The sequence below is a fragment of the Peribacillus sp. NJ11 genome, from assembly GCF_030348405.1.
GTDB lineage: Bacteria > Bacillota > Bacilli > Bacillales > DSM-1321 > Peribacillus.
This window is the reverse complement of sequence record NZ_JAUCFO010000001.1, coordinates 1,349,680-1,362,717: the sequence shown is the minus strand read 5'-3', so window position 1 is coordinate 1,362,717 and position 13,038 is coordinate 1,349,680. Positions and strand designations below refer to the sequence as shown.

The following is a 13,038-nucleotide window of genomic DNA, read 5'->3' as shown; positions in this document are numbered from 1 at the left end:
ACCACCCTTTATAAATTAGTTAGACCTTATTATTCAGAAATAACGAAGTTCTTTTTGAATTCGTTAATTGCAGCAACGATAGCAGCGTCTTCAGGAAGACCTTTTGTTGTGCGAATGTGATCTAATAATTCCGGATGAGAACGATCTAGGAACACATAGTATTCTTCTTCAAAACGAAGGATATCCGATACTGGAATATCATCTAAATGACCTTTAGTCAATGCATAGAAAATCATGACTTGTTTTTCTACTTTGATCGGTTTGTTTAGATCTTGCTTAAGCACTTCAACTGTACGAGCACCACGGTTAAGTTTTGCTTGTGTTGCAGCATCCAGATCAGAACCGAATTGAGAGAATGCTTCCAATTCACGGTATGAAGCCAAGTCAAGACGTAATGTACCGGCAACTTTCTTCATCGCTTTAATTTGTGCAGATCCACCAACACGTGATACGGAAAGACCAGCGTTAATCGCAGGACGTACACCTGAGAAGAACAAATCGGATTGCAAGAAGATTTGTCCATCAGTGATGGAAATGACGTTTGTTGGGATGTAAGCAGAGATGTCGCCTGCTTGTGTTTCAACAAATGGAAGCGCAGTGATTGAACCGGCACCTAAAGTGTCATTCAATTTTGCTGCACGCTCAAGTAAACGGGAGTGCAAGTAGAATACATCCCCTGGGAATGCTTCACGACCTGGAGGACGGCGAAGTAGCAAGGAAAGTTCACGGTATGCAGATGCTTGTTTAGAAAGATCATCATAAACCACAAGAACGTGCTTGCCAGCGAACATGAACTCTTCACCCATTGTCACACCAGCGTATGGAGCCAGGTATAAAAGTGGTGCTGGTTGAGAAGCTGATGCAGATACAACGATTGTGTAATCCAAAGCACCATTTTTACGTAGTGTTTCAACTGTTCCACGAACCGTTGATTCTTTTTGACCGATAGCAACATAGATACAGATCATATCTTGGTCAGCTTGGTTAAGGATTGTATCGATCGCAACTGATGTTTTACCAGTTTGACGGTCACCAATGATTAACTCACGTTGTCCACGACCGATTGGAACTAATGCATCGATTGCTTTAATACCTGTTTGTAAAGGTTCATGAACTGATTTACGGTCCATTACACCTGTTGCAGGGCTTTCGATTGGACGAGTTTTTGTCGTAGCGATCGGGCCAAGACCATCTAATGGTTGTCCAAGCGGATTCACGACACGTCCGATTAATTCTTCTCCAACTGGCACTTCCATGATTCTGCCAGTACGGCGAACTTCACTGCCTTCTTTAATGTCTCTGAATGGTCCAAGAATAACAACACCCACGTTATTTTGCTCAAGGTTTTGTGCTAATCCCATTGAACCATTGGAAAATTCTAAGAGCTCCCCAGACATTGCATTATCTAAACCATGAACGCGTGCGATACCATCACCAACAGTGATAACCGTACCAACATCACTTACTTTAATTTCCGACTGATAGTTTTCAATCTGCTTTTTAATCAGCGCACTGATTTCTTCAGCTTTGATGCTCATGAATTTCACCCCTATCTGTGAATATTAACCTAATAGTTGTTTGCTAAGGCGATCTAGCTTACCGCTAATCGTCCCGTCATATATGCGGTTACCGATTTGTAGTTTGATGCCGCCAAGGATATTGCTATCCGTAATATTAGTAATGCGTAAATTTCTTTTGCCGATTTTTGCAGCAAAAGATGTAGACACAGCTTCCACTTCCGTTTCAGTCAATGGACGAACTGTATAGACCGTTGCATCAGCTACTGAGTTTTCTTCATTCGCAAGTTCGATGAACTCTTGTGCCATTGCTGTCACATCATCTGTACGATGACGTTCCACCATTAACATCACAGTGTTTTGAACGGAAGAAGAAAGGCTTGCAAAAGCATTTGCAATCAAAGCGCCTTTTGCATCTTTAGTCATTTTAGGATGAGCCAGGAAGCTTAATAGCTCATTATCATTTGTGAAAACTTCATTCACTATGCGAAGCTCTTCTTCAAGTTGGTTAATGAGATTTTGCTCTTTCGCAATTTGGAAAAGGGCAACGGCATAACGCTTTGCTACTGTTATATCGCTCATTTCCCTTCTCCTGCCTCTTGAATGTAGTCATTAATCAATTGCTCTTGATCTGCTTCGGATAGTTCTTTTTCTATTACTTTAGATGCAATAAGTACGGATAAAGATGCCACTTGCTCGCGTAATGCCGTAATGGCTTTTTCTTTTTCCTGTACGATTTCACGCTTAGCTGATTCTTTGACGCGGTCAGCTTCAAGACGTGCTTGATTCACGATCTCTTCACGCTGTGCTTCACCTTGAAGTTTTGCGTTTTCTATAAGTTGTCCCGCTTCAGTGCGAGATTGTTTTACGATTTCACGTTGTTCTTCTAAATATTTAAGTGCTTCTTGTCTGCTAGCTTCCGCTGCTTGAATTTCATTTGCAACATGTTCTTCACGTTGAGTCATGATGCCCATTAGAGGACCCCATGCAAATTTCTTCAGCAACGCTAACAAAATGATAAACATTACTAATTGGTATAACATGTCTCCGCCATTAAAGCCATGAGACGTTGACCCAAGTACAAAGCTGCTTGTTAACACGCTTGGTTCACTCCCTTCACGAGTTTCACTTCTTAAAGCGTTCATTCATATGAACTTTAGAAAACTATGCTCTTAAACTGTATAAAAACAGGATTGTGGACATAAAGGAAAGGCGAAGGTTCACATGGAACGAACTTCGCCATTTTTGAACTTTTTGAAGGTTCTATTAACCACCATATACCATAAACGCAATTACTACCGCGATGATAGGCATCGCCTCAACTAAACCTACCCCGATGAACATTGTTGTTTGAAGCATACCGCGAGCTTCTGGTTGACGAGCGATACCTTCTACTGTTCTTGAAACGATAAGACCATTACCAATACCTGCACCTAGTGCTGCTAAACCAATTGCAATTGCTGCTGCAAGAAGACCTACTGAACCTGTCATTATAAATATCCTCCTTAGATTGTATCAAAATTTATTATTTTTTTAGTTCTAAATGAACTTATAATTAATGGTCGTCACTGACTTTATGAGACAGATAAACCATTGTTAACGTGACAAAGATAAACGCTTGGATACTACCGACGAAAATACTATAGCCTTGCCATACTAATGTAGGCACAATTGCACCAATAAATCCGGCAGCTCCACTAAATGCTAGCGATCCCGCTAATAAACTCAGCAAAACTTCACCAGCATAAATGTTACCATATAGACGCAGACCAAGTGTCAAGGAGTTTGTAAATTCCTCCACAAGAGTCATTGGGTTTTTATAAGCTTTAAAGTAACCCTTGGCGCCTTTCATTTTTATTGCATAGTAATGCGTTAAACCTAAAACCATGACTGCAAGAGTCAATGTGATAACTGGGTCGGCTGTTGGTGATTTCCACCAAAGCACACCATCGTAACTAATTGCAAACGGAAGACCTAGCATATTGGACACAAAAATGTACATTAGCAAAGTCATACCAAGCAGTTGAAACTGACCACCTGTTCTCCAGTCCATGTTACTATTAATAATACCCTTAACGAAATCCATAATCCATTCCATGAAATTCTGCATGCCAGTTGGCTTCATTGCAAGCTTACGTGTACCAAGCACAGCAAGTATGAACACAACTAGACTAGCAACTGTTATCATTAGGACGTTACTCAAGTTAAAGGTCAGACCCATAAAATCGTGTAAGGGTGCTCCATGATTCAACTATATTCACCTCTCTTCCCCGCTATCGACGTATTAATTGGATGAAAAAATCTATAAAAATGACAATATAAGCTGTCATCAATCCCCATACAACACTTATCAGATGAAAATGCTCCGGAAATTCCAATGCAATGAGTACCGCTAGACCTGCGGATGCCATTCGAGTCATTGTCCCAAGAGATTTTGTTTTCTTTCCTTCATCGAGCGCCTGACTGAACTTTTTCATTTTCTGATTGATCAGCCATAAATTGTATAAACTCAAACTCGTACCCAGTATAAGCCCAGCAAAAACGGCTTGATAACTCGTAAGTCCCCATCCAACAACATAAACCGCCAGAAGAAAAATTATATATTTACTCTGCCTGTTGAACATGATTTTCATTTCTGGCATTTTTCATTTAATCTCCTGAGAAATATTTTCGTACTGAATGAAGCATTGCTTGTAAACCTAGCAAGTCCACAAAGAAGGCCAATTACTAATAGCAGCGGTTCGAATCTTAGGTTCTGACAAGTCATCTTTCCAAAGAGAAGATACCGAACAAAACTGATCCGACTATTTGAGAAAGAATCGCTGACATCAAAGTCATAGCCATTTTTAGAAGGCAATTATTTGACGCAAGTTGCATCCTCGCGGTTGAATTTGGTGGAGGATAGAAGACATTTCATGCTGTAAAAATCTGCATGCAGGGCTACTGAAAACCCTCTCATTTTACATCCTTTGTTAGCATACAATAGGCTAGAATCATTGTCAATGAGTGGTTAGTGAAATTTGTCACAGGTTTGTAATTATTAACGAATTGTTCACAAATTATCTTTTTAATACTATTGACATCCATTTTATTTTACATATTGTCCTGTGTTCACTCAATAAGTAACGTCTTTTCTATCCGATCTTCCCTTCCGTCTCTTCTCGCAAAGATTATCGCTTTATACACTCCTTTAGGCGGCAGGTTCTTTTTCAATACATCTTTTTTGATCAAACCGGAAGGTGCCGGTCTCGACCAATCCAAATAACCAACGAATTTCAAGCTGTCTTCCTCATAAAGGGCAATCCCGAATTCTTCAGCCCCCCGGGGAAGGTACATTTCGTATCGGTATGTGCCTGCCTGGTCTCCTTGACCGAAATCAAAACCCATTACCCTTGGATAATCCGGCTCTTCCTTTACATATAAATAAGGAAGGGATATTTTTTTGGTTCCTTCCATTATAAGAAGGTATCCATCAAAGACCCCCTTTTTCAGCCTGGCTGGGTTGACCTGCAGTCCCACTTTAATCTTTTTCTTTTCCCTCGGATTCAAAGTAAGGGATTTCGGCAATTCCCAAGTGAGGCCCGTCTCTTTTAATGGGACCATAAAAGAGTACTCCCTCCTTTCCTTTCCGGTATTTTCAATGATTATCGTTTCATGATGCTCTTCAATTCCTTCTTTTTTGGTATACATCCCAAACGACAATGAGCTTGGATTCAAGAGAGTGTCCACTTTTAATGCTTCGTCGATCTGGATGCGTCCAGCCCCCTGTTCATATGTGTGATACAACTGATTAGCAGACTTCCTCAATGGCTTGGAAGTGCTCATCAATGCAGATTTCACTTGATCAGGAGTCCATTCCGGGTGTTTTTGCAGGATTAAGGCGCATGCTCCTGCAACATGCGGTGCTGACATACTTGTTCCATCCAGGGACATATATCCTTTAGGAATGGTGCTTTCAATTTCCACCCCTGGTGCCAATACGTCAGGCTTTATTCCCCATGATACGGTTACCGGCCCCCTAGAGCTAAAATCAGCGAGTCTATCTTGCTCGTTCTTATAAATAAAATTAACGGTTTTGCTGTGCTCTTGCTCCATGATTCGCTTAAGTCGCAATCCATCTCTTCTACTAATAGAAGCAGCAGGGATGTTCATTTCTTTTTCCAAGCTTCCAGTAAAGGTCCCGCTCGTATTATTATAAACAATTACCCCTTTTGCACCTGCCTTTTCCGCATTGGATACTTTTTGCTGGAAGGTAAGTGTGCCGCGCTCCATCAACACAATCTTATCCCGAGCACGCTTCAGGTCTTCTTCATTTCCCAGTCCCCCGTATATGACATCCTCAGAAAATGTCAGCTTCCATTTTTCAGAGCCTTGAAACAAGGTTAAATGAGATTGATACTTTTTCGAACCAAGTCCGTAGACCATATAGGGAACCCTTAAGGGTGGGGTCGACGCTCCAACGGAAATCGCTTTTTCTGCTGTTCCGGGGGAGCCGACAGTCCATACAGCCGGTCCGGAATTCCCGTTTGATGTCACGGCAACGATGCCGCTTTCCACAGCCTTATTCAACGCAAGAGAGATAGGTAAATCAGGGCCATTGACGTTATTCCCAAGAGAGAGGTTCAATACATCCACCTTATCCTTCATTGCTGACTCAATAGCCGTCAGGACTTGCTCTGTATCCCCTGCTCCACCTGGTCCCAAAGCTCGATATGCATATATCTCCGCTTCTGGTGCGACGCCTTTCATTTTTCCATTGGCCGCAATGATACCTGCCACATGAGTTCCGTGTATTGTATCCAGCTCGCCTTGATTTTTGGTTTCCATCGGATCTTCATCACCATCAACCAGATCCTGCCCTCCTTTATAAGCACGTTGTAAATCTGGATGTGTATAATCGATCCCAGTATCGATAATTCCCACTTTTACCCCTTTCCCGGTGATTCGGTGATTCTCCTTATCGAAAAAACCCCTCACCCTGCCTCCTCCTATGTATGGGACACTTTCATCCAACACGGCATGATACATGGATACTTCCGTTACTGCCTGAATTTCATTCTCCTTTTTGAGTTGTTCTATTTCATTTATTTTCCCATGTAAGGAAAATCCATTCAGGGCAACCGAATAAACATTCCTTAATTGAAGGGATGGATATTTTTCAAGCAGTTCTTTGATCTTTTTTTGCTGAAACGCCTTATCCATCGTGACAACAGCCGTTACTTCCTTAGATTCAGATAGCTTTGGTAAAGGAGGCAGAATGACAGATGCCAATCCCTTTTCATTTGAATAAATACATATAAAAAGGAAAACAAACAATATGAACGTTTTCTTTCCCAATATAATCATCCCCTTAGCAGTTATCTTTTCTCAACAACCTTGGAGTATGCAAAATAAAAAAGGAAAAGCCGCATGGCTTTTCCTTTTTATGATTCAAATCTAGTTGGTGGTACATTTACTTGCTTAAAATAGTAACGGATGGCTTCAGCTATACGGGCCGAAGCATTTCCGTCCCCATATGGATTTGAAGCCTTGGACATCTTTTCATGCTCCCCTTTATTGGTGAGCAATTCATGTGCCATATTAAATATGGTTTTTTCATCAGTACCCGCCAACCTTAAGGTTCCGGCTGCAATCCCCTCTGGGCGTTCAGTCGTATCCCTTAAAACAAGAACAGGTACACCTAGTGACGGTGCCTCTTCTTGAATTCCTCCAGAATCAGTCAAAATCAGATAGGCTCTAGAAGCGAAGTTGTGGAAATCCAATACGTCCAGCGGTTCGATTAAATGAACCCGCGGATCGTCCCCGAGAATTTCGTTTGCCAGCTCTTGAACAACAGGATTTAAATGGACAGGATAAACCACTTGAACGTCATCATGCTCAGCAATGATTCTCTTGACGGCCCTGAAGATATTCCTCATTGGTTCCCCTAGATTTTCTCTGCGATGGGCGGTTAGTAAAATGAGCCTGTCTTCCCCTAGTCCTTTTAACACCGGGTGGGAATACGTGGACCGTACAGTTGTTTTCAAAGCATCGGTTGCCGTATTTCCCGTCACGAAGATACTGTCTCTCTTGTTTTCGTTCAGCAGATTCTCTTCTGCTTTTGAAGTCGGCGCAAAATGCAAATCCGCCATCGTACCGGTGAGCTGCCGATTCATCTCTTCCGGATAGGGGGAATACTTATTCCATGTGCGCAGCCCCGCTTCTACATGTCCAATGACGATCTGATTATAAAAAGCAGCCAGACTTGCGACAAACGTTGTGGTTGTATCACCGTGGACAAGAACAATATCAGGCTTGGCTTCCTTCATTACTGAATCAAGACCATTTAACGCTCTTGTTGTAATATCAGCAAGCGTTTGCCTTTCTTTCATTATGTTCAAATCATAATCTGGCTGAATGGAAAATAATTCGAGAACTTGATCTAACATTTGTCGATGCTGAGCCGTAACAGCAACGATCGGCTTGAAATATTCTGGGTGTTTTTGAAATTCGAGTACTAAAGGAGCCATTTTGACAGCTTCTGGTCTCGTCCCGAAAATTGTCATGACCTTTATCGGTTTGTTCATTCGTGACACCTCAGTTTCTTTCCTTATTTTGTGCCGAATAAACGATCTCCTGCGTCTCCCAGACCTGGAACGATATAACCATGTTCATTCAGTTTTTCGTCAAGTCCTGCAATATAAATATCAACATCAGGATGGGCTTCTTTCAATGCTTCCACACCTTCTGGAGCTGCAATCAAGCACATGAATTTAATATTGACTGCACCGCGCTTTTTAATAGAATTGATCGCTTCGATGGCTGAACCGCCAGTTGCTAACATCGGGTCAACGACAATGCATTCTCTTTCTGCCAAATCACTTGGCATTTTCGCATAATATTCAACCGGTTTCAATGTTTCGGGATCACGGTAAAGACCAACATGTCCGACCTTTGCAGCAGGAATCAGCTTAATGATTCCGTCCACCATCCCTATGCCTGCACGTAAAATCGGGACGATCCCCACTTTTTTACCAGAAAGCATTTTCACTTTCGCTGTGCTTACAGGTGTTTGGATTTCCACTTCTTCAAGCGGCATATCCCTTGTGATTTCAAATGCCATCAATGATGCAACTTCATCCACTAGTTCGCGAAATTCTTTTGTTCCTGTATTTATATCACGTATATAGGCTAATTTGTGTTGAATTAACGGGTGATCGAAAACATAAACTTTTCCCATTTAGCATCTCTCCAATTCCATTGCTTAGTTTTGCGCTTTTTTATGATTTCCCTAATCGAATAGAAAAATTTTTCGTGTCCTTTTAAAATTCACTTCAACCTATTTTACAGAAAAACGTTTCAATCTTCAATAAAGGTTTAGATGTCAGACCTATTTTCACTATTCGGACTCTTCTAACATACTGACCTCTATAAGGTGCAAAAAAACCGCCCCCTTTAAAAGGGAGCAGCTCCGATATTACAATGAAGGATATAATTCAAATTTGTTCGTTAATGATTCAACACGCTGTTTTGCTTCTTCAAGCTTAGCAGCGTCTTCATTATTTTTCAAAACAAGTCCGATGATTGCAGCTATTTCATCCATGTCTTCCAATCCGAAGCCACGTGATGTCACTGCCGCGGTCCCAATACGAATACCACTCGTAACGAATGGTTTTTCCGGATCATAAGGAATCGCATTTTTGTTAACGGTAATACCGATTTCATCCAAAACATGTTCTGCGATTTTTCCCGTTAATCCAGTAGAGCGAACATCAAGAAGAATCAAGTGATTGTCCGTTCCATCAGAAACTAGGGTGAATCCTTCTTTCTTTAAACCTTCGCCCAAGCGTTTAGCATTGTCGATGATTTGTTGTGCATACACTTTAAATTCATCTTGAAGCGCTTCTCCGAATGCAACAGCCTTAGCGGATATTACATGCATCAATGGACCGCCTTGAATTCCAGGGAAGATGGATTTATCGATCTTCTTACCGAATTCTTCTTTACAGATGATCATTCCCCCGCGTGGTCCGCGAAGTGTTTTATGAGTGGTTGTCGTTACAAAGTCAGCATAAGGAATTGGGCTTTGATGTAATCCAGCCGCAACTAAACCTGCGATATGAGCCATATCGACCATTAAATAAGCACCGACTTCATCTGCAATTTCACGGAATCGCTTGAAATCAATTTCCCGTGGATATGCACTTGCACCCGCTACGATCAATTTCGGTTTGTGCTGACGCGCTTTTTCCAATACATCATTGTAATCGATACGGTGATCTTTTTCGTCGACACCATACTCAACAAAATTGTAGTTAACACCACTGAAGTTAACTGGACTTCCGTGTGTTAAGTGACCTCCATGTGAAAGGTTCATCCCAAGCACTGTGTCGCCAGTTTGAAGCACTGTAAAGTAAACGGCCATATTGGCTTGAGCTCCAGAGTGAGGCTGTACGTTCACATACTCTCCGCCGAAAATTTCTTTCGCACGCTCACGTGCAAGATCTTCAACGATGTCGACATACTCACATCCGCCATAGTAACGTTTTCCAGGGTATCCTTCTGCATACTTATTAGTCAGGACCGACCCTTGAGCTTCCATGACAGCTTCACTCACGAAGTTTTCAGAAGCAATAAGCTCAATTTTACTTCTTTGACGCCCTAATTCCAGCTGAATTGCGTTAAACACTTGCTCATCTTGCTTTGCTAAACGATTCATTCCGTAATTCCTCCTCAAATTGTGCGTGATTCGCTTTTTAGTTTTTATGTGCAACATGCCTTCAGGAAAGCATGAAAAAGCCTTACCAATAATTATTAGAAAATTCTACTCCATTTTAACATGTCTAATTTAGAAGTGATAGTCTATTTTTATCGAACATTAAATGTTTTTTCATTTAAAAATGTTCGTATTTAACATCTAAAACATGTTAAATAGCTCTTTAACCCTATATTTAATGAGTAAAATCACCATTCTATTAGCACCACAAAATAAAGTTTTTTTGTGAACCTTATCTTGAGCTTTACGATTTTGCCCAGATTCAATCAGAAAACAGCATTCCCCATCCGAGAAATGCTGTCTCACCTACCCATTAAATACAACTCTTGTTTTCAGGGATGTCCTGATAAACGGCCCGCTCCCCGCCAATTAGTTTCGGGCGGGTTTTTGCCATGGTCACATGTGCATGTCCTATTTCTTTAATTGCAGATCGAACCGGAACCGCCACATGCTTCAAATGCATGCCAATGAAGGTGTCCCCAATGTCTATCCCCGCGTCCGCTTTAATGCGCTCAACGACGACAGCATCTTTCCATTGTTGATAGGCGAACGTCGCCATCGATCCCCCAGCTGTTCTGACAGGTACAACCGAAACTTCTTCATAATTGTTTCGAACCGCGATTTCCCTTTGCAAAACCAATGCCCTATTTAGATGCTCACAACATTGATATGCAACCTGAACACCCGTTTTTTCTTGAAAATCGTTCACTACGGAAAAAATCATCCCCGCAACGTCGAGGGTCCCTTCAGTACCGATCCGTTTTCCGATCACTTCACTTGTACTGCAACCGATTACCAGTAGCTGTTTCTCTTTTAAAGCTGCCTCTTCTTGAAACTCAAATAATAGTTTCCGAAACTGGTTTTCCCATATCTCAAGCTCATTTGAAAATGTAGCATCACTTGTCATGAAAACGCATCCTTTCAATAAGAAAACTTGCTATCGGAAGAAAAGGGAGATCTCTCTAGATCCTTTTTTCCAAAACCTTAACGATTAGCTGTGTTTACCTTCATACTCCGCTATCTTACCGATCCTGTTTTGATGACGCCCGCCTTCAAATTCCGAAGTCAGCCATGTTTGTGCAATTTCCCTGGCAAGACCCGGGCCAATGACACGTTCACCCATCGCTAACATATTGGTATCATTATGCTGACGGGTCAATTTCGCACTATAGACATCATGAACCAATGCACATCGTATCCCTTTGACCTTATTGGCTGCAATGCTCATTCCAATTCCAGTGCCACAGATTAAAATACCCCGATCGAACTCACCCTGTGCCACTTTTTCAGCAACCGGCAAGGCATAATCAGGATAATCCACTGAAGTACTGCATTCACAGCCAAAATCTTCAAATGGAATCTGTAACTCATTCATTAAATTCTTTATTTCTTCACGGATATGTATACCACCATGATCCGAAGCAATCGCAACTTTCATCAAAATCCTCCTCTAACTTTTATTTGATTTTATTGTGTCACAAAATTATGAAAAGATAAAGGATGGCCAGCCTTTTTCTGACCTCAAAGAAGCAGGAAACCAACTCAGGTTTCCTGCTGAAAAAATGCCAAGTGTGAAAGCGTGTAATCGTCCTGTTCAACTTTCCGCTAGCACTTTAAGATCAATAGCCGATTTTTCGACTTTTTCCACGACAATTGCTTGTTCGCTTTCCTAGCCGTTACTTCTTCCGCTCCAGCAGAGATTTCTTCTGCAATGGCAACCACTTCTTGGGACTGCCTTGATTCTACACTTTCGATTCGATGGTCAACAAGCTCAGTAATATCTTTTACTGCAGCGACCACATTATGTACCGTTTTTGTCATTCCTTCTATTGCTATATCCGTATCCGTTCCTTTTTGGGCTTCTTCATTTGGCCGATATGACTTGATCGTGTTTTACAACGTCTGGACCTCAACTTGAATAGTTTGAACCAAATTTGAAGTGCCCCTGAACAACAGCAGCAAAAAACGCAAGAACCCCCGATCCCAATATGCCTAATATAAGCGTCCCTACACTAAAACTCAGCGAACTCATCTTTTCAAATAAAATTGGAGGGAGCAAGAAATTGGAACACGGCAAGGATGAATTGACAATCAGAGCTTGGGCTGTGATGAAGAAAACTAATTTTTTTCGCAAGCCAAACTTATTATAATGTGGTCTTTCTGCCATTCTTTTTTCCCCTGTAGATCGTTTACTCTTTGAGCCTTATGACTAATTCTTCTATTATTTCCTGCAGTTCCTTGAACGTCTCTTGATAAATGTCTTCAGAACCGCCAAACGGATCCATTATGTCCCTGTCATATTTATCGTCAATAACGAATTCTTTCAAAGTAAAAGTCTTACCGATCATCTTGGGGTATGTACGGATGATGACCGCTTTATGCCCTTCCGTCATGGTGAAAATATGAGTAGCCCACTCCATTTCCTTCTCGGATAAAGGCGTTGAATGATGATTATGCACTATTTCATTTTCAATCAATACATTTTTAGCATGCAATGAAGCATCCTGGCCGGCTGAAGCATAAACGCCAGCGGACTTTACTTCAATACCCTTAATATTCTTGTTTTTTAATATCGCTTCTGCCATGGGGCTTCTGCATGTGTTGCCCGTACATACAAATAATACTCGTATCATTTTAACGCCTCCTTTTTATTCATTATAAGCTATCGCCCGTTCTTTATAGTCAAAAAAATAAGCACTCTTGATATCATAAGAATAAATAAAAACCGCCCCGGTAATCGGAACAGTTGAGGAAGGAAAGATATGA

The 13,038-nt window shown here is 41.4% G+C and carries 15 protein-coding genes; all 15 read right to left on the bottom strand.

All coding sequences use genetic code 11. The features are described 5' to 3' along the window. Positions 1-29: 29 nt before the first annotated feature. Positions 30-1,538, bottom strand: a complete 1,509-nt coding sequence (gene atpA / locus QUF86_RS06705; protein WP_048685849.1) for a F0F1 ATP synthase subunit alpha — start codon at positions 1,536-1,538, stop codon at positions 30-32. 24 nt (positions 1,539-1,562) lie between these two features. Continuing rightward, the gene (locus QUF86_RS06700) at positions 1,563-2,099 is read right to left on the bottom strand and encodes a F0F1 ATP synthase subunit delta (RefSeq protein WP_289314312.1); all 537 of its coding nucleotides are present in this window, start codon (positions 2,097-2,099) and stop codon (positions 1,563-1,565) included. Then, positions 2,096-2,617 carry a F0F1 ATP synthase subunit B gene (gene atpF, locus QUF86_RS06695; RefSeq protein ID WP_289318259.1) on the bottom strand — a complete coding sequence of 174 codons (522 nt, stop codon included), beginning with the start codon at positions 2,615-2,617 and terminating at the stop codon, positions 2,096-2,098. The genes QUF86_RS06700 and atpF overlap by 4 nt, the downstream gene beginning before the upstream one ends. A gap of 166 nt (positions 2,618-2,783) precedes the next feature. Beyond that, on the bottom strand, positions 2,784-3,008 hold the full coding sequence (gene atpE / locus QUF86_RS06690; protein WP_048685857.1) for a F0F1 ATP synthase subunit C: 225 nt from the start codon (positions 3,006-3,008) through the stop codon (positions 2,784-2,786). A gap of 64 nt (positions 3,009-3,072) precedes the next feature. After that, a complete protein-coding gene (gene atpB / locus QUF86_RS06685; RefSeq protein WP_241589629.1) occupies positions 3,073-3,768 on the bottom strand; it encodes a F0F1 ATP synthase subunit A in 696 nt (231 codons plus the stop codon). 22 nt (positions 3,769-3,790) lie between these two features. Further along, positions 3,791-4,159, bottom strand: a complete 369-nt coding sequence (locus tag QUF86_RS06680; protein ID WP_048685860.1) for an ATP synthase subunit I — start codon at positions 4,157-4,159, stop codon at positions 3,791-3,793. A gap of 469 nt (positions 4,160-4,628) precedes the next feature. Beyond that, the gene (locus tag QUF86_RS06675; RefSeq protein WP_289333870.1) at positions 4,629-6,854 is read right to left on the bottom strand and encodes a S8 family serine peptidase; all 2,226 of its coding nucleotides are present in this window, start codon (positions 6,852-6,854) and stop codon (positions 4,629-4,631) included. Between the two features lie 86 nt (positions 6,855-6,940). Further along, positions 6,941-8,083: a non-hydrolyzing UDP-N-acetylglucosamine 2-epimerase gene (gene wecB / locus QUF86_RS06670; protein WP_289333869.1), complete on the bottom strand. Its 1,143-nt coding sequence runs from the start codon at positions 8,081-8,083 to the stop codon at positions 6,941-6,943. A 23-nt stretch (positions 8,084-8,106) separates the two neighbouring features. Continuing rightward, on the bottom strand, positions 8,107-8,736 hold the full coding sequence (upp, locus tag QUF86_RS06665) for a uracil phosphoribosyltransferase (RefSeq protein ID WP_289314309.1): 630 nt from the start codon (positions 8,734-8,736) through the stop codon (positions 8,107-8,109). 237 nt (positions 8,737-8,973) lie between these two features. Continuing rightward, positions 8,974-10,215, bottom strand: a complete 1,242-nt coding sequence (locus QUF86_RS06660; protein WP_289333868.1) for a serine hydroxymethyltransferase — start codon at positions 10,213-10,215, stop codon at positions 8,974-8,976. Between the two features lie 370 nt (positions 10,216-10,585). Next, entirely contained in the window at positions 10,586-11,179 is a 594-nt protein-coding gene (locus QUF86_RS06655; RefSeq protein ID WP_289314308.1) for a TIGR01440 family protein, read from the bottom strand. Positions 11,180-11,263: 84 nt separating this feature from the next. Continuing rightward, positions 11,264-11,710 carry a ribose 5-phosphate isomerase B gene (rpiB, locus tag QUF86_RS06650; protein WP_289314307.1) on the bottom strand — a complete coding sequence of 149 codons (447 nt, stop codon included), beginning with the start codon at positions 11,708-11,710 and terminating at the stop codon, positions 11,264-11,266. A gap of 167 nt (positions 11,711-11,877) precedes the next feature. After that, positions 11,878-12,093 carry a hypothetical protein gene (locus tag QUF86_RS06645; protein WP_289314306.1) on the bottom strand — a complete coding sequence of 72 codons (216 nt, stop codon included), beginning with the start codon at positions 12,091-12,093 and terminating at the stop codon, positions 11,878-11,880. An 88-nt stretch (positions 12,094-12,181) separates the two neighbouring features. After that, positions 12,182-12,439, bottom strand: a complete 258-nt coding sequence (locus tag QUF86_RS06640; protein WP_289314305.1) for a hypothetical protein — start codon at positions 12,437-12,439, stop codon at positions 12,182-12,184. 22 nt (positions 12,440-12,461) lie between these two features. After that, a complete protein-coding gene (locus QUF86_RS06635) occupies positions 12,462-12,905 on the bottom strand; it encodes a low molecular weight protein arginine phosphatase (protein WP_289314304.1) in 444 nt (147 codons plus the stop codon). Positions 12,906-13,038: the final 133 nt, after the last annotated feature.